Source organism: Variovorax sp. WDL1 (assembly GCF_001541225.1).
Lineage (GTDB): Bacteria > Pseudomonadota > Gammaproteobacteria > Burkholderiales > Burkholderiaceae_C > Variovorax.
Map to the genome: position 1 here is coordinate 12624 of NZ_LMTS01000129.1, position 22250 is coordinate 34873.

At 65.8% G+C, this 22250-nt stretch carries 17 protein-coding genes; 9 read left to right on the forward strand and 8 right to left on the reverse strand.

The genetic code is table 11. The features are described 5' to 3' along the window. Positions 1-850: VWA domain-containing protein (locus APY03_RS17820; protein ID WP_232324317.1), on the forward strand; the 850-nt coding region annotated here is incomplete at its 5' end. A 258-nt stretch (positions 851-1108) separates the two neighbouring features. Here APY03_RS17820 and APY03_RS17825 read toward each other — a convergent pair. Then, positions 1109-2029: a DUF3883 domain-containing protein gene (locus APY03_RS17825; RefSeq protein WP_068678603.1), complete on the reverse strand. Its 921-nt coding sequence runs from the start codon at positions 2027-2029 to the stop codon at positions 1109-1111. Positions 2030-2201: 172 nt separating this feature from the next. Here APY03_RS17825 and APY03_RS17830 point away from each other — a divergent pair, with 172 nt between their 5' ends. From APY03_RS17830 to APY03_RS17845, 4 genes are all read left to right on the forward strand, one after another. After that, positions 2202-4403: a phosphocholine-specific phospholipase C gene (locus APY03_RS17830; protein ID WP_068678605.1), complete on the forward strand. Its 2202-nt coding sequence runs from the start codon at positions 2202-2204 to the stop codon at positions 4401-4403. A 180-nt stretch (positions 4404-4583) separates the two neighbouring features. Next, a complete protein-coding gene (locus APY03_RS17835) occupies positions 4584-4898 on the forward strand; it encodes an ArsR/SmtB family transcription factor (RefSeq protein WP_068678607.1) in 315 nt (104 codons plus the stop codon). 2 nt (positions 4899-4900) lie between these two features. After that, positions 4901-5359: an SRPBCC family protein gene (locus APY03_RS17840; RefSeq protein WP_197913172.1), complete on the forward strand. Its 459-nt coding sequence runs from the start codon at positions 4901-4903 to the stop codon at positions 5357-5359. A 29-nt stretch (positions 5360-5388) separates the two neighbouring features. Continuing rightward, positions 5389-5805 (forward strand): GFA family protein, encoded by a 417-nt coding sequence (locus APY03_RS17845; RefSeq protein ID WP_068678611.1) that lies wholly within the window; start codon positions 5389-5391, stop codon positions 5803-5805. Between the two features lie 100 nt (positions 5806-5905). On the opposite strand, the gene APY03_RS17850 is transcribed toward APY03_RS17845, so the two are convergent. Next, positions 5906-6100, reverse strand: coding sequence for a hypothetical protein (locus APY03_RS17850; RefSeq protein WP_068678613.1), 195 nt, complete (start codon positions 6098-6100; stop codon positions 5906-5908). A gap of 464 nt (positions 6101-6564) precedes the next feature. On the opposite strand from APY03_RS17850, the gene APY03_RS17855 reads away from it, so the two are divergent. Then, positions 6565-8511, forward strand: coding sequence for a hypothetical protein (locus APY03_RS17855; RefSeq protein WP_068678615.1), 1947 nt, complete (start codon positions 6565-6567; stop codon positions 8509-8511). 876 nt (positions 8512-9387) lie between these two features. Here APY03_RS17855 and APY03_RS17865 read toward each other — a convergent pair. Further along, the gene (locus APY03_RS17865) at positions 9388-11106 is read right to left on the reverse strand and encodes a phospholipase D-like domain-containing protein (protein ID WP_083944436.1); all 1719 of its coding nucleotides are present in this window, start codon (positions 11104-11106) and stop codon (positions 9388-9390) included. Between the two features lie 265 nt (positions 11107-11371). Here APY03_RS17865 and APY03_RS17870 point away from each other — a divergent pair, with 265 nt between their 5' ends. Continuing rightward, positions 11372-14344 carry a PAS domain S-box protein gene (locus APY03_RS17870; protein ID WP_068678619.1) on the forward strand — a complete coding sequence of 991 codons (2973 nt, stop codon included), beginning with the start codon at positions 11372-11374 and terminating at the stop codon, positions 14342-14344. Between the two features lie 48 nt (positions 14345-14392). Here the strand turns inward: APY03_RS17870 and APY03_RS17875 are convergent, their stop codons facing one another. Beyond that, the gene (locus APY03_RS17875) at positions 14393-15358 is read right to left on the reverse strand and encodes a hypothetical protein (protein ID WP_068678622.1); all 966 of its coding nucleotides are present in this window, start codon (positions 15356-15358) and stop codon (positions 14393-14395) included. A 164-nt stretch (positions 15359-15522) separates the two neighbouring features. Between APY03_RS17875 and APY03_RS17880 the strand changes: the two genes are divergently transcribed. Together APY03_RS17880 and APY03_RS17885 are read left to right on the forward strand one after the other, a co-directional pair. Next, the gene (locus tag APY03_RS17880; protein ID WP_068678624.1) at positions 15523-16257 is read left to right on the forward strand and encodes a response regulator; all 735 of its coding nucleotides are present in this window, start codon (positions 15523-15525) and stop codon (positions 16255-16257) included. Positions 16258-16306: 49 nt separating this feature from the next. Beyond that, complete coding sequence (locus APY03_RS17885; RefSeq protein WP_068678626.1) at positions 16307-17080, forward strand: class I SAM-dependent methyltransferase; 774 nt, start codon at positions 16307-16309, stop codon at positions 17078-17080. Between the two features lie 69 nt (positions 17081-17149). Here APY03_RS17885 and APY03_RS17890 read toward each other — a convergent pair whose 3' ends face one another. The 4 genes from APY03_RS17890 to APY03_RS43995 form a co-directional block, all read right to left on the reverse strand. Then, positions 17150-18286, reverse strand: a complete 1137-nt coding sequence (locus APY03_RS17890) for a zinc-binding dehydrogenase (RefSeq protein ID WP_068678628.1) — start codon at positions 18284-18286, stop codon at positions 17150-17152. Positions 18287-18996: 710 nt separating this feature from the next. Next, positions 18997-19593, reverse strand: a complete 597-nt coding sequence (locus tag APY03_RS41610; protein ID WP_146039677.1) for a hypothetical protein — start codon at positions 19591-19593, stop codon at positions 18997-18999. Positions 19594-19596: 3 nt separating this feature from the next. After that, complete coding sequence (locus APY03_RS17900; protein WP_068678631.1) at positions 19597-20586, reverse strand: hypothetical protein; 990 nt, start codon at positions 20584-20586, stop codon at positions 19597-19599. A gap of 1046 nt (positions 20587-21632) precedes the next feature. Continuing rightward, a partial coding sequence (locus APY03_RS43995; RefSeq protein WP_232324318.1) for a DMSO reductase occupies positions 21633-22250 on the reverse strand: 618 nt, incomplete at its 5' end.

Here is a 22250-nt window from a genome sequence, read left to right on the forward strand (position 1 = left end):
CTGCTCGGGATTGCTGATTGCCGCGGCGCGGCCCGTGGCGCGGGTGCCGCTGCCCTGGGCACGGTCATCGATCATGCTGGCCATGGACGTGTCGCTGAGCATGCGGGTGACCGACGTCAAGCCCAACCGCCTGGTGGCCGCGCAGGAAGCGGCCAGGCTGTTCCTGCGCGACCTGCCCAAGGAGATCGAGGTCGGGCTCGTCACCTTCGCCGGCAGCAGCCAGGTCGCCCAGCGCGCGACGCTGGACCGCGCCTCGGTGATCGCGGGCATCGACGGTTTCCAGATGCAGATGGGCACGGCGGTGGGCAACGCCATCGTGCTGTGCCTGGCGGAGCTGTTTCCGGAACAGGGCATCGAGCTCGGCGACATGGACTTCGGCAGCAAGCCTCAGGGCCGCAGCCTGGACGACAAGGCGAAGCCGCCGCCCCCGGCCTTCACGCCAGTGGCGCCGGGCTCGTACGATTCGGCCGCGATCATCCTTCTGAGCGATGGCCGTCGAACCACCGGCGTCGATACGCTGGCGGCGGCGAAGATGGCCGCGGATCGCGGTGTCCGCATCTACGTGGTGGGGCTGGGGACGGTGGAGGGCGACGCTTCGACGCCGGATGGCATGGCCATCTACATGAAGCTGGACGAACCGACCCTTCGCGAGGTGGCGCGGATGACCGGCGGCGAGTACCACCACGCCGGCACGGCGGAGGCGCTGCGCAGCGTCTATGGAAACCTCGGCTCCCGCATGCAGGTGCTGACGCGGGAGACCGAGCTCGCCGGCGTGCTGGCGCTGGTCTCGGCATTGCTGGCGATGGCGGCGGCGACGCTGTCCCTGCTCTGGTTCGGGCGAATCGCCTGAGACGTCCGCGCGTGCCCACCGATCCCACACCACGGGGGGGGTCAGTCCGACAGCGCGCATACCCCGGGCGCCACAGGCTGGAGCATCCACAACGCAGGGCCGAAATGGTCGAAGCACGATGACAGCATTGGACGAGGCGCAGCTCCCCACCTTGCTCGCCAAGCTGGAAGCGCGTGAGGCTGAGCTCAGCCCGTCGACGAGCGATCACCCGAAGGCGGCTCGCCCATCGAGCCCGGTCGAAGCATCTGACAAACATCGTCAGGACGCCGGTCCGTCCGAGGGGTCGAGTCCGGGCACCTGGTCGATCTCGGCAGGCTTGTAGATCTTGTGCTGCGGCGCAGGTCCGCCTGCGTCCGTGACCACCGCGAGGCGCCAGGGATCTCCCCGCTTGGCGCACGCACGCTCCTCGGCCGAAAGCCTGAAGCTTGCGGCGCCGGGCGCAGTGCCTTTCACCGCGAGCTTGAGCAAGGTGGCGCCCTTCTTGTCGGAGACCTCGATGTCGTAGCCGAGCGCCTGGCCCGACACGTTCTCGGTCTTGTATCCGTAGCCCGAGAAATGGCGCGTCAGGTGGTCCATGGCCGCCGCCTGGACCTCTTGGAGGGAGGCCGGGCCTGAGGCAGGCGGCGGCGGGGCCGGAACGCCGCCCCGCGCGCGCGCAGCCTGCACGTCGTCTTCGGTCGGAAGCCATCCGCGCGGGCCGCGGGCCAGCACCGCCATTTTCAGGTCGGCATCCCAGGACGCGACGTGCCACTCCTGGTCGTCCGGCACGCGTATCGACACCTTGGCCGACCTGTCGGTCTCCAGTTCGCGAATGGGAACGCGGTTCGTCTGCAGTACGGCCCGCACGCCCTGGCCCGCATTCAGCGAGCGCTTGAGCAGGTCGAGGCGGTTGGTGGCTCGCTGCACCTGAGTCGCGCTGCGATCGCCGCCTCCGATGCGATGCTCGGCATCGAGGGACTCCAGGCAGAACCAACGCCCGTCCGCAGCGACGCTGACGAGCTCCGCCCAGATCGTGGTGATGACCTTGTCGCCCGTTGCCAGCCAGGCGTGGTCGGACGCCTTCTGGCGGGCATCGGGCACGCCCATCCTGGCGATGATGTCGACGGGAGTGCGCTTCTCCCCTGTCAGGCGCTTTTCGTTGATGACCGCGAGTACGTCGGGGTCGACTTCCTTGTCCATTCGAAGTGATTCAGGCGAGTTGAGAACTTTTCGAGTATGCCCCCGCGTCGCATGCACGTCACCGCCCCTTCACGGCGCTGACATCGGCGCTGCCTAGGCTTGCCACCCACGGACCACAAGCGGCGCGCCGCGCGCCGCGCCAATAGACCCCATCGACGAGGAGAAGAACCCCATGAACTCGCGCCGCCAATTCATCCAGGGCACCGCCACCACAGGCATCGCCGCCGCCGCGCTGGCGGCCTTCCCGCCCAGCATCCGCAAGGCACTCGCGATCCCCGCGCACCACGAGACCGGCACCATCCAGGACGTCAAGCACGTGGTGATCCTGATGCAGGAGAACCGGTCGTTCGACCAGTACTTCGGCACGCTGCGCGGCGTGCGCGGCTTCGGCGACCGCTTCACCATCCCGCTGCCCGGCGGGCGCAAGGTCTGGCAGCAGAACAACGCCGCCGGCCAGCCGGTGCTGCCCTACCACCTCGACTTCACCAAGGGCAATGCGCAACGCGTCAGCGGCACGCCGCACAGCTGGAACGACGGCCAGGACGCCTGGGACGGCGGCCGCATCGAGCAATGGGTGCGCTACAAGACGCCGGCCTCGATGGGCTACTACAAGGAAGCCGAGCTGCCCTTCCAGTTCGCGCTGGCCAATGCCTTCACGCTGTGCGACGCCTACCACTGCTCGATGCACACCGGCACCAACTCCAACCGCATGTTCATGTGGGCAGGAACCAATGGTCCGACAGGCGCGGGCGTGGCCACGGTGAACAACGAGTGGGACTCGATCGACTCCTCGGCGCTGGGCTACGACTGGAAGACCTACCCCGAGCGGCTGCAGGAAGCCAAGGTCAGCTGGATCGTCTACCAGAACATGCCCGACAACTTCGGCGACAACGCGCTGGCCGGCTTCAGGCAGTACCGCAAGGCCAACGAGGCCTCGGGCAAGCCGGTGAGCAATGAGGCGCTCTCGCCCGCGTACGACCCGGCCAGCGACGACGCCGGCAACCCGCTGTACAAGGGCATCGCCAATACGATGCCGGGCCCGCTGGGCGATGCGAACGCCTATTTCGAGACCTTCCGCAACGACATCAGGAACGGCAGGCTGCCGCAGGTGTCCTTCGTGGTCGCGCCGGCCACCTATTCGGAGCACCCCGGCCCCTCGAGCCCGGTGCAGGGCGCCTGGTACATCCAGGAGACGCTGGACGCGCTGACCGCCGTGCCCGAGGTCTGGAGCAAGACCGTGCTGCTGGTCAACTTCGACGAGAACGACGGCTACTTCGACCACGTGCCCTCGCCCTCGGCGCCCTCGCTCAACCCCGATGGCACGCCGGCCGGCAAGACGACGCTTCGCGAGTCCGACCTCGCCTTCGAACGATTCATCCATCCCAATCCGCCCGGCACCACGCGCCAGCCGAAGCCTGACGGCCGGGTCTACGGCCCCGGCGTGCGCGTGCCCATGTATGTGATCTCGCCCTGGAGCCGTGGCGGCTGGGTCAACTCGCAGGTGTTCGACCACACCTCGATCATCCGCTTCCTGGAGAAGCGCTTCGGCGTCAGGGAGCCGAACATCAGCCGCTACCGCCGCGCGGTGTGCGGCGACCTCACGAGCTGCTTCAACTTCGAGCGGCCCAACAACGAGCCGCTGCCGACGCTGCAGGGCCGCAAGGCCCTGACCCAGGCTGATGCGCTGCGCGCCGCGCAGCAGCAACTGCCCCAGATCATCCCGCCCGCGAACCCGCTGCTGCCGGTGCAGGCCACCGGCACGCGGCCCTCGCGCGCCCTGCCCTACGAGCTGCATGTGACGGCGCGCAGCAACTCGCGGCAGGGCACGATCAAGCTGGTGTTCGCCAACAGCGGCGGGCAGGGCGCCGTGTTCCACGTCTACGACAAGCTGCACCTGGAGCGGCTGCCGCGTCGCTACATGGTGGAGCCCAGCGAGCGCCTGGATGACGACTGGGCCGCGATGCCCGACAACGCCGGCCTCTACGACCTCTGGGTGCTCGGGCCGAACGGCTTCCATCGCCATTTCAAGGGCGACCTGAACCGCCTGCGCGCAGGCAATGCGCCCGAGCCCGAAATTCGCGTGGGCTACCACCCGCGCCGCGGCGACCTGCACCTGCAGCTGCGCAACGGCGGCGAGCGCGGCTGCGTCTTCACGATCAAGTCGCGCGCCTATCGCAACGACGGCCCGTGGACCGTGCGCGTGAAGGGCGGCGGCGAGGAGGAGCAGCGCTGGGACCTGGAGGCGAGCGGCTACTGGTACGACTTCGAGGTGACCTGCGATGCCGACCCGGCCTTCTACCGCCGCCTCGCCGGCCGCGTCGAGACGGGCAGGCATTCGGTGAGCGATCCGGCGATGGGGCAGCCGGATCTCTGAGGTCCGGCCGGGCTCCGGAGTCGTGCGGCTCCTCGGCCTATGGATGTAGCTTCGTGCCGGGGTGCTGGAGCGGGCGTAGGGCTTGGCGTCCGCAGCAAGCATTACCAGGTTCGATGCGCTGCGCCGCTTGACATGCAGGCATTTGCCTGCATATCATTCCCTCACGCACAAACACCACGAATGGACGCTGACAAGGTTTTCAAGGCGCTGGCCGACACGACGCGCAGAAAGCTGCTCGACCTGCTCTGCGAGCGCAACGGGCAGACGCTGGGCGAGCTCTGCGAGCACCTGGACATGGCCCGGCAATCGGTCACGCAGCACATCGGGCTTCTCGAGGCGGCAAGCCTGGTGAGCACGGTCTGGCGTGGCCGGGAAAAGCTGCACTTCATCAACCCGGTGCCGCTGCACGAGGTCTACGAGCGGTGGGTGCGGAAATTCGAACGCCAGCGGCTCAGCCTGCTGCACGACCTGAAGAAACAACTCGAAGGAGAGTGACGATGAGCAAGACCAGCTTCGTTTATGTGACCTACATCCGCTCGACGCCGGAAAAGGTGTTCGAGGCCATCACGAAGCCCGAGATCGCGCGGCGCTACTGGGGCCACGAGAACGTCTCCGACTGGAAGCCCGGATCGACCTGGGAGCACGTGCGCGCCGACGAGCAGCGCACGGTCCAGTTGGTCGGCAAGGTGGTCGAGGTCGTGCCGCCGACGCGCCTGGTCATCACGTGGGCGAGCTCCTCGCAGGCGGCCGATCCGGCCAGCTACAGCCGCGTGAGCTTCGACGTCGCGCCTTATGAGGAGATGGTGCGGTTGACCGTCACCCACGACGAACTCGAGGCCGGCAGCGGCATGGCCAAGGGTATCGAGCAGGGTTGGCCGATCGTTCTTTCCAGCCTGAAGTCCCTGCTGGAAACCGGGCAGGGCATCGATGTCTTCGCCAAGCCCAAGGCGGCTTGACCCGTCGGCCCGAACCGGAAGTTGTTCGTATGACCCAGCCCTACACCGGCGGATGTGCGTGCGGCGCAATCCGCTACGCAACGAAGCACGCGCCCATCTCCCAGAACCACTGCCAGTGCCTCGACTGCCGGCGACGCAGCGGCACGGGGCACGGTTCCTACCTCACCTTCCCCGCGCGGGCAGAGATGACGATCACGGGCGAGGCGACGCATTGGAAGGTCTCGGCCGACAGCGGCAATGTGAAGAATCATGCCTTCTGCCCGGTCTGCGGAACGCCGGTCTACCTGAGCTTCTCCGAGACACCGGAGCTGATCGCGGTGCACGCCGGCAGCCTGGACGAGCCGGAGCGCTTCGTGCCACAGGCCCTCACCTACAGCGTGCGTGGGTTCGCGTGGGACACCATCGATCCCAAGCTGCAGGCATTCGAGCAGATGCCGTCCGGCTAGCACGGTGAACATCCCGTCACCGACGTATTGCAGCTCGATGGCGTCGGACGAGGTGCCGCTGATCGACCCGCTGATGCCCGGCGTGGTCGATGCGGTCCTCCTACCCCCGCGTCAGCACCGTCCGCACCGCATAGCCATTGCGGTACACGCCCTCGATCGTCCCGAGGACCGGGTCCTTGGGCGAAGCCGTCACGTACCGCTCGTCAGAGGTCCGGTAGACGATGACGGTGCGGTCTTGCGCGCTGAGCGTGCGGGCGACGCCGGTGGCCTGGTTGAGCGTGCGGTAGGTATTCATGAGGTCCCCTCGTTGGCGGGCAAATACTAAACCGAAGGTACTCAGTTCAGGTCAGCCTCGACCCCCGCAGCGGCGCCGGATGCGGGCAAAAGGCCACACTTTGGACGGGTATCTGTCAGCGCTTCGTCACAGCGCCGCTTGAGGAAGCTCCTCGGCGACCAACAACGACGTCGGGCCGATCGCACCGGCCTTTTCTGGGCCGCGCACCGTCGGAACCCGGGCGAGAGGCTTGTTACTCACGGGTGCATGGGGGTCGGACAACTCCGCATACGCCCCCTCGATGCGCCGTCTCCAAATCCAAAAAAGCCAGAGAGGATCACGTCATGCACTGGCGACCCGTCAGAGCCAACTCGCCCACCGGCCAGCACACATTCGAAAACCCGCAGCCCGCGAGCCCTCGGCAAGTCGAACAGGACCCGCCGGAGTCGCCGGCAACCCCTTGCACGCAGCCGGAGGGTCCTTCCGTGACTGCCGTGCGCATTGCCGCCTTCCGCGACCGGTTTCCCGATCTGGCGGCGAATCAGGCCCCCTGGACCACGCATCTGCTCGACGTACTGCAGGGCGTTCGAACGGTGCAGGAAGTCCATGACTGGGTCGATGCGCTGACCCCGGCTCTTTGCGAGGCCTGCCCGGACTTGTTGTTGCGCCTGTCTGACCGGCTGCGTCACTTGCTGCCGCTGCCGTCATTCACGCCCAAGGATGTCCGTCTATGCGTGGCGCTTTGCCTCGACGCCGCATGGAAGGCGAAACAGGCCGCCCCGGTCTGGGCAGATCTTTGTGCGGGGATTCACCAACTGTCGCCGGCCGCCATGCGAGCGCTGCTGGCTTGCCTGCGAGAGCAGCGCGCTCGATCACAACTGCCCGGCAACGGGGACACACTGATCAGGCATGTCAAGGCGGTCAGATACGGCATGAGCCAGCTCGCAGAGCTGGGGTATGGCATCGAGCCAGGCACCACACGGCCCGCGCCTGTCGACGCTTTCCCGGGCAAGCTCGAGGACGACGGGATCATCGCGATCGACACGCGCACCCAGCGCAACGCAATCGCATTTGTGGGCGGCGATGCGCTGAACATGGTTCTGGGGCACCTGGTCAAGGAACTGGGTATCGACTGGATGCAGCCCGAGCTTCTCGGCCCCGCGGAAAACAGCCGAAGGCTCCTGCGCAATCTGGCGCTTGTCAGCAAGCAGTTCTACACACGTTTCAGCCCCATGCAGGCCCATCACACCTGGATGGTGGCGGAGGCCGACACCAGGCTCGATCTTCAATTCTCGAAAGAAGACCGGCTCGACGCGCTGATCAAGCAGCAGATCCATCAGCTGGTCGATCTGAAGGCTCGAAAGGTCGCGTCGATGTTGCCCTGCGCGCCGGGCGTTGCATACCGTCGCCTCGATCTCATGCTGCGGGCCTTGCTGATCGGCCTCACCCGTGTCGTGCCTGGACAGGAGTGCCTGTGGCTGGCGGGTGCCTATCTGAAATTGCATGATCGGGCGGTGCTCCAGTTGGCCAGTCGAAGCCAGGGGATGTCGCCTTGTTTCGCCCAGCACATCGATCTGTCGGCACTGCCCTTGCAGATGCTGGCCATGGTCGACCGCATGCTCGGTTTCGAGGGAACACGCCTTTCCCTGCTGGCCTTCACGGTGCTCAGCGTCCTGCCTGCCTATCCGCAGGACGTGCAGGCGCAGGCGCTGATCAGCATGTTGTCCCTGAGTGTCGATGAAGATTCCCGCGGCAGGATCCTGATCCGTCTCGGTAAGCTCATGCACGAATCGGATTCCTGGTCCAACGCGGCATCTCATGCATGGCTGGGCTATCAGTGGGTGCACCTGGACAGCCTGCTCGCCCTGATCGAGGATCCCCACACGGCCCATGTTCCGGACGGGCTTCTTGCATCGTTGCGGCAGCATCACGGCGTGGGAGACAGCCCCACCCTGCTGATCGACGATCCGTTCGGCGAGCGCTATGTCCTCTGGACCATTGCCGACATCCGCGTGCTTGCTGCATTGTGTCAACGTGCGGAAGCGTCCGATGAGAGGAAGCCGCCGGAACTGGTGAACTGTCTCGTGGACCTCTTGCGCCAGCTCTGCTCCCTATCGGCCAGCACCCACAAGTTCGCCGCCTCGACGTTCATGGCGCACTTTCCGACGGACATTCTTCTCTCTGCGTTTCTTCAGCTCACGGCCCGGGAGCAGGGCGTGATGCTGGTCAGGGTCTATGCCCCGGACGCCCCGGACAACTGGTCGGATCACATGGAGCTGATCGAGTTCTTCGCAATGAACGAGCGCATCGATCGCGGGGAGAGAAAGCTCGTCCTGACAAAGATTCAAACCATGCCGCAACAGGACCTCCAATGCAGGGAGTTTGCGCGCGGACTGCTCGAAACCTATTTCAGCTCACCACCCAACCAATGAAAGTCAAGCACCTTGCTGCCAGGTTCCATCGCGCATCCGCCACCCAAGAACCCCCGTTTGCTCGCAACCAATGAGTCTCACTCCCCCGGCAAGCAGAAGGCCGGACGCGACGCTCCGGAAGATGCAAGCAGTCTCCATACGCTGCCGCCCACGAGTTACGTGGGCGCATGTCTCGGGGCCGTCCGGCGACAGATGGGAAATTTCGAACACCATCACGCCGAATGGGCGACGCAGCTGCTCATTCTTCTTCCTGATGCTCACACCCCGCAGGACATCCAGGACTGGCTTGGCGCGCTCACTCCGGACCTTTGCGAGGCTCGTCCCGATCTTCTGCTGCGCCTGTCCGAGCACCTCTGCAAGCTGCTGCCGGATTCCCCGAAGGGAGATTTGTTCGCGTGTGTGGAGCGCTGTCTGAACATGGCACGGTCCGCAAAGCAGTCCGATGCGGTGTGGACGAGGATTTGCGCGGGGCTCCCAAGATTGCCACTGCCTGCCATGGATGAACTGCTTGCATGTTTGCAGGGGCAGCGCGCCCACTGGCCGCAGCCCGAAAGTCCACTTCCCGAGAATATGCAACGCCTGATAGCCCACGTCGAAAGCGTGATCGATCGCTTGACGGAGTTGCGCATTCGCCAGTTCGGCGCCGTGCCAGGCACCACGCTGGTGATGCCGATGGCTTCCACTTCGATTGCCTTGCAGGGCAACGAGATCATGGCGATCGACACAGGCAGCGAGACCCTTGTCATCGAGGCACCCGGCGCGACAGCGAACCCCGGGCGCGCAGGCTTCCGATGTTGCGTATTTCGTCCAGGGAGAACTGATCAGGCGGCTCGAACAGCAAATGAGCGCCCCCGACCCGCTGCCGCCGTCCTCGACCTAAAGCAGCTCCTCCGCCACGAACAACGACACCAACCCGAGCCGCAGCCGCTCGGCCCAGCCCAGCCCGGGTTCGCGCGGGTGCACCACCTCGCGTCCGGCCTCATGCGCCACCCACTCGAGGCTGCCGGGGCGGTGTGCGGCCGGCCGCAGGCGGTAGCTGCCGACGTCGCGATCGCGCTGCAGGGTCTGCGTCACCTCGACCGCCAAGGCCGGGCTGTCGATCAGCACGCCCAGCTCGGTGTTGGCGCGCATCGAGCGCCGGTCCATGTTCATCGAGCCGATCAGCAGGCGTCGCCCGTCGATCACTGCCAGCTTGGCGTGCAGCCGTCCGAGCGAAGAGGCGGATTCGCCGGGCGCCGCGTCGGCGCGGCGGCCCAGCGCCGGGCTGAGCTCGTGCAGCTCCACGCCCAGGCGCACCATCTCGGCCCGGTAGCGGGCATAGCCCCAGTGCACCAGCGGCTCGTCGGTGGCGGCCTGCGCGTTGGTCATGACGATCACGCGCAGGCCCTTGTCGCGCGCGCGCCGCATCAGCGCCAGGCCGCGCTCGCCCGGCACCAGGTAGGGGGTGGCGACCAGCACCTGGAAACGCGCCTCGCGCATCGCCTGCAGCGCGCCTTCGAGGGCGAAGGCCTCCGCTACCGGCCGGCCTTCGGTGGCCGCCTTTTCCGGGGCGTCCGCGTAGAGCCGCGCGGGCGCGAAATGCTGGGTCAGCCGCCCCTCGTCGAGCTCGGCCGCCACCGGGCGGTAGCCGAAGCGGTCGAGCGGCGCCACCGGCGGGTCGCCGCGCAGGCCGTGCAGCGCCTGCGCGTCGGCTTGCGCGTGGGCCTGCACGCCATCGGCCTCGGGCAGCAGCACCCGCGCGGGCCAGGCCTGCTCGCTGTTCCAGAAGCGGTCGAACACGGTCTCGAAGCCATCCACCACCGGCCCGGAGCACAGCACGTCCATGTCGATGAAGTTCGAGGGCTCACCGCGCTCGAAGTAGTCGTCGGCGATGTTGCGCCCGCCGATCACGGCGAATGTTCCGTCGGCGATGAAGAGCTTGTTGTGCATACGCCGGTTGATGCGCTCGAACTCGTGCAGCGACAGTGCCACGCGCGTGCCCACCTTGCCGCCGCGCTGGGGCAGCGGGTTGAACAGGCGCACCTCCACGTTTGCCTGGGCCGCCAGGCCGGCCAGCAGCAGGCGGCTCTCGTGCGCGTACAGGTCGTCGACCAGCAGGCGCACGCGCACGCCCCGCGCAGCAGCCTCGCCGAGCTCGCGCAGGAAGCGCCGGCCCGTCCCGTCGGCCGCCACCAGGTAGTACTGGATGTCGAGCGAGACCTGGGCGCGGCGGGCCAGCGCGATGCGGGCGTCCAGCGCCTGGTCGCCGTCGGCCAGCAGGCGAAAGCCGGACAGCGCCGGGTCGGACTCCGCCGCCGAGGCGCGTGCCACCTGGGCCAGGCGGGTGTGGGCCACCTCCTCCAGCGCCGTCGAGCGCGCACGCGCGGCATCCGGCGGCGGCAGGCTCGCGCAGCCCCCGCTCAGCAGGGCCGCCAGCGCATGGCCCAGCAGCGAGGCCGGTCCGGGCCGCAGGCGCCGCAGCTCGCGCGCCATCGGCGCGCGCATCTGCCAGTGCAGCAGCACCAGCAGCGCCTGCAGCGCCTGCAGCCGCTCGTGGAGGCGGACCAGGAATGCGACAGATGGGGCGACGGACTGGGCAAATGAGGGATCGGACATCACGGCTCCTCGGGTACTCGAACAAACGGCTTCACTGGACGACCTTCGCCTTCGGCTGCAGGATTCGCCCTGGGAGCGGCCCTGCAGCTCATGCCGGGCCGATGCCGCAAGGATGGCCGGCGCGGGTATTTGCCTGATATCCCGCGCCTGCGGATCCGTTGCCGTTTCACTGCGCTGCCGGGGCCACTGCAACCGCCATGTATCCGGCGTGTATCGAGCAGGCAATGAGGGCCACGGAGCAGCCAAGCAGGCCTAGACTGGCGCCATGCAAGCCACCGCACGGAACACCAGCGACGGCGCCACGCTCGCCGCCCTCTCGGGGCAACTCCAATCGCTGCGCCGCGTGGCGCTGGCGGTCGCACACCCCGGCGGGCCGGGCCTGTTCGATGCGCTGGTTCGCGAGCTGGCGGAGGCGCTGGCCGTGCCGACCGTCTTCATCGCGGTGTTCTCCGACGACGTCTGCAGCCTGATGCAAACCGTGGCCGTGCGGCTGGACGGCCGGGCCTTGAAGAACTTCGACTATGTCCTCCAGGGCACGCCCTGCGCGCACGTGGTCGGGCGCGAGTTCCGCTACGTGTCGAGCGGCGTGGCAGCGGAGTTCCCGCGGGGGTCGCTGTTCGCGGCCAAGGGCATGGATTCCTATGCCGCCTTCCCGATGCGCGACAGCCAGGGCGAGGCGCTGGGCCTGCTGGTAGCGATGGACCGCGTGCCGATCGCCGGCGGCGATGCCGAGCACGCCGAGGCGATGCTGAAGATCGTCGCCGGCCGCGCGGCTGCCGAGATCGAACGCACCCGCACCGACGAGGCGCTGCGTTCGGCGGCGCTGGCGGTCTCGGGCGCGCGAAGCGGCACGGTGTTCGACGAGCTGGTGCGGCTGCTGGCGGCGATCCTGCGCGTGGAGGTGGCCTTCATCGCGCGCCGCGCCGAGGACGAGCCGAGGCAGCTGACCATGCTCGCCATCCAGTGCGACGGCCAGGTGCTGCACGACATCCGGTACGCCATTGCAGGCACGCCTTGCGAGACCGTGCTGGGGCAGCAGTTCCGCGCGTATCCCAACGACCTGCAGGCGCAGTTTCCCGAGGACGAGGATGCGAAGACGCAAGGCACCGTGAGCTATGCCGGCTATCCGCTCACTGCGCTGGACGGCACGCCGCTGGGCGTGGTGTCGATCGCCTCGCGCCGCCCGCTGACCCAGGTCGACCGGGTGGAATCCATGCTCAAGATATTCGCGATGCGCGCCGCGGCCGAGGTCGAGCGGCTGGCCGCCAGCGAGGCCCTGCAGCATTCCGAAGCGAGCTACCGCACCATCTTCGAGACCGCGGAGGACGCGATCTTCGTCCACGACTGGGACTCGGACCGCTTCATCGACGTCAACAGCCGGGCCTGCGAGACCTTCGGCTACACCCACGAGGAACTGATCCGCCTGTCGGTGGCCGACGTCAGTTCCGGCGTGCCGCCCTACACGGCCGAGGACGCGCGGCGCTGGATCGAGCTGGCCAAGCAGGGCCACTGCCCCTCCTTCGAATGGCAACGCCGCAACAAGGACGGCAGCCTGCACTGGGACGAGGTGCGGCTGAAGCCGGCGACGTTCAACGGCCGGCGCCACATCCTGGCCTTCACCCGCGACATCACCGAGCGCCGCGAGCGCGAGCGGGCCCTGCAGCGCAGCGAGGCGCGGCTGCGCGCGACGGTGGAAGCGGCTTTCGACTGCGTGATCGGCATGGACGCGGAGGGCCGCATCGTCGAATTCAACGCCGCCGCCGAGCGTGTGTTCGGCTACCGTCGCGAGGCGGTGATGGGCCGGCCGGTGGCCGAGGTGATCGTGCCCGAGCGGCGGCGCGAGGCGCACCTGCGCTGGCTGCGAGAGTTCCCCATCACCGGCAGCGGGCCGATGCTGGGCCGGCTGGTCGAATCGACCGCGCTGACCGCCAGCGGCGACGAGATCCCGGTCGAGCTCGCGGTGAGCGTGGCCGAGGCGCCCGAGGGCAACATCTTCGTGGGCCACGTGCGCGACATCAGTGCGCGCCGCGAGGCCGAGGCGGCCCGCCTCGCGCTGGAGGCGCAGCTGCGCCAGGCACAGAAGATGGAGGCCATCGGCCAGCTCACCGGCGGCATCGCGCATGACTTCAACAACATCCTGACCAGCGTCATCGGCTACCTGGTGCTGGGCGAGGAGCGTGCCGAAGCCACCGGCGACGCGGTGCTGCTGCGCCAGCTGGGCCAGGCGCACCTGGCGGCCCAGCGTGCGCGCGACCTGATCGCGCAGATGCTGGCCTTCGCGCGCCGCCAGCGCGGCGAGGCGCGCGTGCTCGACGTGGCGCCGCTGGTGCGCCAGACCCTGCGCCTGCTGCGCGCGACCCTGCCCTCCTCCGTGACGCTGGACGGCAACGCCGGCGTCGACGACATGGCCGCCTCGCCACTGTGCGTGGCCGTCGATCCGGTGCAGCTCGAGCAGGTGCTCTTCAACCTGTGCATCAACGCGCGCGACGCGCTGGACGGTGCGGGCCGCATCAGCGTGCACCTGCTGTCCCACGCGCAGGAGCGCTGGCAGTGCGCCTCCTGCCGCGCGCCGGTGGATGGCGGCCCCTGGGTCGAGCTGAGCGTCGCCGACAGCGGCAGCGGCATCGCGCCGGAGCTGCAGGAGCGCATCTTCGACCCCTTCTTCTCCACCAAGGCGCCGGGCAGCGGCTCGGGCATGGGGCTGGCGATGGTGCATGGCATCGTGCACGGCCACGGCGGGCATCTGCGCTTGCGCACCGCGCGCGGCGTCGGCTCGGTGTTCTCGGTGATGCTGCCGCGGGCGGCGACCGCGCCCGCCGCCGCGCCGGAACCGGCGCCGCACCGTATGGCAGGCGCGCCCGCCCTGCGCGGCAGCGTGCTCGTGGTCGAGGACGATCCGATGGTGGGCGACTTCCTGGTCGAGCGCCTGGCCAGCTGGGGCCTGCGCGTGCGGCTGCAGCGCGAGCCGCAGACTGCGGCCGCCTGGCTGGCGGAGCCGGCACACGAGACCGACCTGCTCGTCACCGACCAGACCATGCCGCACATGACCGGCCTGCAGCTGGCCGCCCATGCCCGTGCGCTGCGCCCCACCTTGCCGGTGGTGCTGGTCAGCGGCAACGCCGGCGGCTTCGACCCGCAGGAGCTGGCGCGCTGCGGCGTGCACGCGCTGCTGCGCAAGCCCATCGACGCCGAGCGCCTGCGTGCGGTGCTGCGGGAGGTGCTGGCGGCGACGGTTTGAAGCTCGGAGATCCCGCGATCGGCCTTCCAGGCGCCGGTCGCGGGCGACTCAGGCCGCCATGGCCTCCGCCACGCCCGGCTGCTTCGGCATCGCATAGCCGAGTGGCGCCGTGGCGTTGCGGATGCGGGTGGCCTGCGCTGCGTCCAGGCAGGAGAACAGGACCTTGTTGAAGCGCGGCTCCAGCAGGCCGGAGACGATGTACTGCCAGCGGTAGGCCTTCAGCACCAGCGCATGGATGGCCGCTGCGCGCTCGGCATGCCCGGACAGACCGGTGATCGCGCAGAAGTAGCCCGCATCGGCCATGGCCTGCGCCTGCACGGTGCCGTCGACCGCGCCGACCAGCGCGATCAGCTCGCCGACCGCGACGTCGCGCCCGGCGGCGTCGAGGCGTGCGTCCTCCTTCAGGAACTCCATCTCGTCCAGGATCGCGTGCTGGGATTCCTCCCGCCAGTGGTACAGGAAGACGTCCTTCCACAGCGGGCAGATGTGCTCGTCGGGCGCGATGCTGGCGCGGTAGTGGGCCTGCGAGAAGAGCTCGATGTAGAGCGTCAGCGCCAGCACGGCCCAGTTGCCGCTGGCGAGCACCTCCTGCGCGACCGCATCGGGATCGGCGCTCCTGACGTAGCCCGACGGCATGTCCTGCTCCATCATCGAATCCAGTCGGCGGAACAGCTTCTGGTGCTTGAGCTCCTCGTCCGTCATGCGCACCAGCGCCTCCATGGCGACCTGGTCGCCCAGGGCCTGCGCCCGGCCGAGCTCCACGACCTTCGCGGTGATGAAACGCTCGACCAGGCCGAACATGCAGGCGTAGCTGCGCCCCTGGACCTGGCTGAGCAGGCGCTGCTCCTCGCTGCCCAGGAACGGCAGCTCGTCCACGAGCGACAGCCCGTCGGGCAGGAAGTGGCGGCTGTAGTCGAATCCGCGGCCGCGGATGATGTCGCGATCGATCTCCCAGCGCACCCGCTTGGAGACTTCGATGACCTTGGCGTAACGCTCGGTGCTGGTGCTGTTCATGGCTTGGTTCCTCAGGTTGGATGAAAACACAGGGCCGGCGACGCCGTTGGGGGGTGGCCCGACCCTGTCCTGCAGTCTGTTGGCCGCAGGTAACCGGTGCGCTTCAGCCGTCATCGCCCGTGTTGTGGTTGTGTAGTGCCCGGGTGTCGCGCAGAATTCCGCGCATGGAAGAGCCCACCCGCGTCCTCATCGTCGACGACGACGCATCGGTGCGCGCCATGCTGCGCGAGTACCTCGGGGGGCACGGTTTCGTGATGAGCGAGGCGTCCAGCGGGCCGCAGATGCGCGAATGCCTCGAGCGCGAGCCGCCGCACCTGGTGCTGCTCGACATCCGGCTGCCCGGCGAGGACGGCCTGAGCCTCGCCAAGTACCTGCGCGAGCGTCACGACGTGGCCATCATCATGGTGACGGCCTCGGGCGACGTGATCGACCGCGTGGTCGGCCTGGAGATCGGCGCCGACGACTACATCGCCAAGCCCTTCGACCCGCGGGAACTGCTGGCGCGCCTGAAGAGCGTGCTGCGCCGCACCCGCTCGCGCACCGGCGCGCCCGAGCCGCCGGCCTCCGCGCCCGCACCCCTCGGCAGCGGGCGCCAGCGCTTCGGCGGCTGCGAAGTGGACATGGAGGCGCGCCGCCTGTTCGAGCAGGGCGGCGCCGAGCTCGCGCTGACGGCCATGGAATTCGAGCTGCTGCGCGTGTTCCTGGCCAACCCCAATCGCGTGCTCTCGCGCGACCAGCTGCTGGTACACACGCGCAACCGCGAGTGGGAGCCCTTCGACCGTTCCATCGACATCCGCATCGGCCGGCTGCGGCGCAAGGTGGAGCCCGACCCTGCGGGCGAGCCGCGCTGCATCAGGACCGTGCGCAACGCAGGCTACATGTACGTGCCTGACGCCTGATCGCGACCGCCCTTGCGCGATGCGGCCCGGGGTGCGCCTAAGATGCTTCATGACGTCTACCCCCAAACCTCAAGCTGCCCCTGCCGTCGAGCAATTGCCGCATGGCCGGCTGCCTGCCTACTACCGCGACGAAGCGGAGCACCAGCGCTTCCTGCGTCGCATCTTCGACGAGACAGCGGGCGACTATGACCGCATCGAACGTGTCCTGGCCATGGGCAGCGGCCGCCGGTACCGCAAGATGGCACTTCAGCGAGGAGGCCTGAAGCCGGGCGACAAGGTCGTGGACGTCGGCACCGGCACGGGGCTGCTGGCACGCGAGGCCTGCGCCCTCATCGGAACGGAGGGAAGCCTCATAGGCGTCGATCCGAGCCCGGGCATGCTCGAGCATGCCGATGTCCCCGGTGTGCAACTGCGGATCGGTCGGGCGGAGCAATTGCCATGCGCCGACGCCGAAGCCGATTTCCTGAGCCTGGGCTATGCATTCCGGCACGTCTCGGATGTCAGCCAGGCCCTGTCCGAGTTTCGCCGAGTGCTGCGCCCCGGAGGCCGGTTGCTGATCCTGGAGATCAGCCGGCCCCGAAGCCGTCTCGGCAATGCGGTGCTCAAGGGGTACATGCGCACGATCGTTCCAGTCATTGCGCGGCTGGTCGCGCGTGATCGCGCCACGCCCGAGCTATGGCGCTACTACTGGGACACCATCGAATCCTGCATCGCACCCGCACAGATCCTCGCCTGCATGGAGGCGGCCGGGTTCGAAGCGGTTCGGCGGCATACGGAGCTCGGGATCTTTTCCGAGTACAGCGCCGTCAAGCCTCATGCCTGAGGCGTCGCGACTTGCTCAGTCCGCCTTCATGATCGTCTCGCCCCAGGTGCCCGCATGCGGGCAGCTCGTTCAGGCGCGATTCGGATTGAGCAGGTACTTCTCGCCCGTCGCCTGCTTCGCGTACACCGCGATCTCCTCCGGCTGCAGGGCCTCGCGCAGGGACACCTCCTTGGTGTAGCGGCTCGCGAAGGTGGTCTTGAGCTCCGCCGCCACGCGCGCCTTCAGCCGCGCCGCATCCTCGGGGCCGACCTTCTGCAGGAAGTTGAAGAGCAGCCAGCCGCCCATGCCCCAGGTCATGCCGAAGCCGCGCGTGAACTCGGTCGGGCCGCGGTCCAGGCCGCCGTAGATGTAGACCTGCTTGTGGATCGGCGTCCCGTAGCGGCTGTACTCGGTCGACTTGCGCAGCAGCGCGGCTTCCATGGCGTTGAGGATCTGCCCGGCCAGCTTGCCGCCGCCGATGGCATCGAAGGCCAGCGTGGCGCCCGTGGAGGCCAGGGCCTCGGTCAGGTCCTCCATGAAGGTCGGTGCGCTTGCATCGCACACATGCTTGGCGCCGATCGCGCGCAGGATCTCGGCCTGCTCCTTCCTGCGCACGATGTTCACGAGTTCGACGCCGTCCGCGAGGCAGATGCGGTTGAGCATCTGGCCAAGGCTGGAGGCCGCCGCCGTGTGCACCAGCGCCTTGTGGCCCTCGCGCTTCATGGTCTCGACCATGCCCAGCGCGGTGAGCGGATTGACGAAGGCCGAGGCGCCCTCGGCGGGCGTCGTGCCCTCGGGCAGCGCCATGCACTGGGCCGCGGGAAGGCAGCGGTACTGCGTGTACATCGCGCCGCCGAGCATCGCGACTGTCTTGCCCAGCAGCGCCTGCGCCTCGGGCGAGGCGCCGGCCGCCACCACCACGCCGGCGCCTTCGTTGCCGATCGGCATGGACTGGTCGAGCCGGCCCGCCATGGCTTTCATGGCGGCTTCGGGGACGGTGGCGGTGATCACCGGGCGCTCGGGAGTGCCGCTCGCCCTGGCGGTCTTCATGTCGGCCGCGCCGAACAGGAGGCCGAGGTCGGAGGGGTTCATGGGAGAGGCCTCGACGCGCACGATCACTTCATGGGGCTTGGGCTCGGGAACCGGCTCCTCGGCTAACGAGAGTTCGAGTTCGCCGTTGCGGCGGACGAGTGAACGGAGCTGGAGGGTGGTGCGAGGCTGGGTCATGCGCGTGTCTCCCGGATTTGAGGGGTGCCAGTATAGGAGTCGCTTCCGTTCAACTGAGGTCTGGTTCCGTATCACGCGGCAAAATTGACCATGTCCTAGGACGATCAGAAAAAAAGCGGCCATGAGTGCCGGAGAGCAGAAACGCCGAAGACCTGAGTAGTATCGACCCGGCATCAATGCGCTCGACCTGCTTGCCAATACTTGGCAAACCACTCATCGACTTGGCGCAACCCGGCTAACAATCATTGAATTCATCTCGCCAATCATGGGGTTACTTGGAAACTGGGCGGCGTATCGTCCAACTGCAGACAACAGCGCTCGCGCCGGAGACCCCACGTGCGCCGAAGCGAGAGTTGCTGTACCTTCTGGACTAATCAAGTAGGCGAGCACAGCGCGCGGGTCAGTTCCTTGCCTTCCAAGATTCTCAATTATTCGTGAGTCAATGTTTTGGTCATTTCCCGAAGACGTTCGAGCAGAGGCGCGAAGCCAATAATTGTAACGCACGAGGTCGGTCACGCCAAATTCCCCTATTGCCGAGGAAAATTTAGGCTCGGACGCGGCGAAGATCTGACTCAGCTCTTTTCTTGATTCAGGACCGAATGCATCAATGGGCATGGTACTGATAATATAGCCTAGCACATCTGACGCATACCTGCTTTTGGACTCCCGAATGGTGCGAAATAATTCAGCTTGAACATTGGCAGGCGCAGTTACAGCCAAGTGAGAAAGTTCGCCATATACTCTTCGCTCGCCATTGCCCCTGATTTAAATGCGCCCTCGAGGACAGTCTCAGAGCCAGGCATATAACCTAATCGCGCAAAGGCGCTTGCAGCAATTCGAGATACATCCTTGTTCGTGTCGGCGGCCAGCGCCTTCAGATCAAGCGCCAACTCAGTGTTGTACCCTGTGCTATTTTCCCTGGTGTACAGGCTGCCCAATATTCTAGCGAGCGCAATCTTCTCGTCGGGACTTGCAGTAGACAGGATTTGGCGTGCCTTTCGAGCAGCCTCTGGTGTTTTTGGAACTCCTGCAGCGTAAATTTCGTCCAATTCCGATCGGCCGGCTAGTCCGGGAGTTGATTCGTATTTAAAAAGTCGGCTTTGCACTATCGAGGTCTGTTGCGCCAAGGCTAGTTCAAACTTGTAACTGGAGGCGCCATCGCGTGCGTCCTCGCCGGCGCGGCGAGGAGGTCTAACTTCTTGGCGCACCAGTTCAACTTTTGAGGGCTGAGGAGCTTGACTGAATATAAACATCAAAGCAAGCAATAAGATCGCCAGAGTCAAGATCGCAATGAAAGTTTTTTTCATTATCTAACCAGTGTAGGCCCTGAGCTTATTGAAGATGATCGAGGGAAGAAATGTGTTCCGCAACTCGCCAACGATAAAATGGAACCAGTTGCTCTGCGCCTGATTAAAATCATCCAGGAAATTGACATTAAGCCGACTTGTAGCAATACCATTAATTGCATATAGATCAACAACAAACGTGTCGCATCGATAGACTCCTTTTTCCATCGGATAAGTGCTATCGGAGTATTTGGGCCGGGCCCTGGTATAGATTGCCGTGAAGGTGTAGTCAGCCCCCAAAGCATAAATCTGGAACGCCCGATATACTGCGTCTATGCGACCAGTAACGAACTGATAGGAACCATTCCCGCAGCGATCAGCATAGCAGCCGTAAACATAAAAGAACGGAATATTCGGCGATCCTTTCCCCCAGTACTCACTGCGAGATTTAAAGTTTGTCAAATCGCTGTACTGAACGACGAAGGGCGGCTCGTTTAAGACCTCCACCACCTCCTGTCCATCCCAGAATCCAATGTGGCCCAGCCACCCTAGGCCGGGATAATTCAGCGACCGACCCACCACATCGCCAGGCAACTGTGGATTGTCCTTGATCGGATCTGCTCCAATATGCCAGAGTGCTTGGCCAGAGCTGGAATAAATTGCTAAATTGCCGTCGTCCTGCGCTGCAAGCCGAGCCCCAGCCGATTGAACCCCGGCGTTCCAAAGGGCTGACCCACCAGCAGAAGGGTAAACGGCGAGGTTTCCATCCCCTTGCATGGCAGCCCATGCCCCTGGATTGTTCTGCGTCTGAGTATTGAACCGCACGTTCATCCCAGGTAAACGATAGTAGACAAGGTTTCCGTCGCCCTGCATTACAAGCCTGTATTGACCATTGTCCGACTGAATGGACTGGCCTGGGACAAGATTCGCACCCGATGGCAGATTGCCGGCCAAGGCGGGCAGCTCTAGCAACAGGGACGTCGCGATGACAAGAAACCGGGCAAAATTCTTCATTCCTCACTCCTTTGATCGATGTGGCGGCAGTTTGACACCGGGCCCCTGATGCGTCATATTTCATACCAAGATCTCTGTATGAATTACCTTATTTTCTCAATGGTTCTTTTGATGTCGTTGGTTTTCGATATAGGAGAGTTGTTATTGGGATTTCGCATGAGTTCCGACGTTAGAACTTGGTGGCCATTTGGGATAGCATTGGCATTCTTGATCTCACTCATATATGCAACCCTATTCGCATGGATTGCGAAAAATCTATTCACGATCCGATATGCGCTAGTCTTTAATCTGATCTACAGAGTTGTTCACTTTGTCTATACATACATGTTCTACACAGGGGCACAAAGCTTAGTGGAGACAGGAGCGCCAGCGGGGATGCACATAGTTCAACAATTAGCAGCTAGCAATATCACGTACTTCGCTCTGCCGATTTTCGCTCTTGGAGTCCAGACAGGCGCTGCTTATTTGCGGCGTCGCAAAATCGAGGCGTCCCGATAGTGCAATTCATCGCTTTTTGAAGGACGTTGCCTTGTCGTAAACGGGCTCACCTTTTTCCCTGACGGGCCGCGAGAGCCGTGGCAGGTAAGGGCTTTCCATCGCCCTGCACGACAAGAGAGCAGCCGAGAAGATTTCACGTGCCAGCGTCCCAACTCACCGCGCGCTCCGTCGACCCGTCGTTCAGAAAATTCCCGTCGTCCTGCATGGCCAGCATATATTGCTGGTTGTCCGAATAGATGCTTGACCTGCATGCAACGCCGAGCCGGGCGCCAGGATCGCGGCGCTGGCAAGGTCGGCAATAAAAACAGGGTCGCGGCGACGACCCTTGCAATCAACTCCCTCATTTTTTCCTTGCCTGGTTACCGTCCGGAAGTGGGCGGCGGCCGATGCTAGGCGTTACCTACTCGGTCCCGCAACTACCAGATCTAGTAGTTGTGCCAGCACTGGAAATTTGCTAGCTCAATAGCCGTTCATGACTTTGCGCTTCCACGCGCCGACACGGAGGAAGGCAAAAACCCGGCAGGAAGCTGCCGGGTTTTTGCCAATGCTCAGGACACGACCTGGTAATACAGATTCTGCGGATGCCGCGCCTGCGCAAAGAAGAACCAGCGCTCGGCCAACAAACCCGGCACCTGCACCAGCAGCGCCAGCACGAACGCGAGCGACGATTGCGTTGCGATGCCCCACAGCAGCAGCAGCGCCGGGACCGCGAAGCCCAGCACGAGGAAGCCCAGCTTGACCTGCTTCAACGCAGCGCGGCTCGCGCCATGAAAGAACTCGCGCGTATTGAAGGACCCCGCCGACATCCCCATGGACTTCTGCACCAGCTTCGGCGCGCGGATGCCAGTGGCCGTCTGCAGCGTGGAGCGCGGCACCAGCGCAGCATTGCGGCGCAGCGACATCGTCCGCGTGCCCCATGCCGCGAGCGTGACGGCGAGCGCGCAGGGCCCGCTCACGCGCAGCAGGGCCGACTCGCCCATCAGCGCCGCCAGCGCACTCGCGAGGATGAGGCCCGACGACAGCCCGATCAGCGTGAAGTTGACCAGCGTCAGCGGCTGCGCCCATTCCTGGATGAAGCGCAGGCAGGCATAGATCATCGCGGTGCAGTACCAGAGCAAGGCAGCGACAGCGATCGCGGCCAGCGGCAGCCACGGCACGTGGATGCC

What these genes read in the sequence shown, in the direction of transcription:
- APY03_RS17825 (WP_068678603.1), bottom strand. Translation starts at nt 2,029, where the DNA reads ATGGACAAGGAAGTCGACCCCGACGTACTCGCGGTCATCAACGAAAAG.
- APY03_RS17830 (WP_068678605.1), top strand. Translation starts at nt 2,202, where the DNA reads ATGAACTCGCGCCGCCAATTCATCCAGGGCACCGCCACCACAGGCATC.
- APY03_RS17835 (WP_068678607.1), top strand. Translation starts at nt 4,584, where the DNA reads ATGGACGCTGACAAGGTTTTCAAGGCGCTGGCCGACACGACGCGCAGA.
- APY03_RS17840 (WP_197913172.1), top strand. Translation starts at nt 4,901, where the DNA reads ATGAGCAAGACCAGCTTCGTTTATGTGACCTACATCCGCTCGACGCCG.
- APY03_RS17845 (WP_068678611.1), top strand. Translation starts at nt 5,389, where the DNA reads ATGACCCAGCCCTACACCGGCGGATGTGCGTGCGGCGCAATCCGCTAC.
- APY03_RS17850 (WP_068678613.1), bottom strand. Translation starts at nt 6,100, where the DNA reads ATGAATACCTACCGCACGCTCAACCAGGCCACCGGCGTCGCCCGCACG.
- APY03_RS17865 (WP_083944436.1), bottom strand. Translation starts at nt 11,106, where the DNA reads ATGTCCGATCCCTCATTTGCCCAGTCCGTCGCCCCATCTGTCGCATTC.
- APY03_RS17870 (WP_068678619.1), top strand. Translation starts at nt 11,372, where the DNA reads ATGCAAGCCACCGCACGGAACACCAGCGACGGCGCCACGCTCGCCGCC.
- APY03_RS17875 (WP_068678622.1), bottom strand. Translation starts at nt 15,358, where the DNA reads ATGAACAGCACCAGCACCGAGCGTTACGCCAAGGTCATCGAAGTCTCC.
- APY03_RS17880 (WP_068678624.1), top strand. Translation starts at nt 15,523, where the DNA reads ATGGAAGAGCCCACCCGCGTCCTCATCGTCGACGACGACGCATCGGTG.
- APY03_RS17885 (WP_068678626.1), top strand. Translation starts at nt 16,307, where the DNA reads ATGACGTCTACCCCCAAACCTCAAGCTGCCCCTGCCGTCGAGCAATTG.
- APY03_RS17890 (WP_068678628.1), bottom strand. Translation starts at nt 18,286, where the DNA reads ATGACCCAGCCTCGCACCACCCTCCAGCTCCGTTCACTCGTCCGCCGC.
- APY03_RS41610 (WP_146039677.1), bottom strand. Translation starts at nt 19,593, where the DNA reads ATGAAAAAAACTTTCATTGCGATCTTGACTCTGGCGATCTTATTGCTT.
- APY03_RS17900 (WP_068678631.1), bottom strand. Translation starts at nt 20,586, where the DNA reads ATGAAGAATTTTGCCCGGTTTCTTGTCATCGCGACGTCCCTGTTGCTA.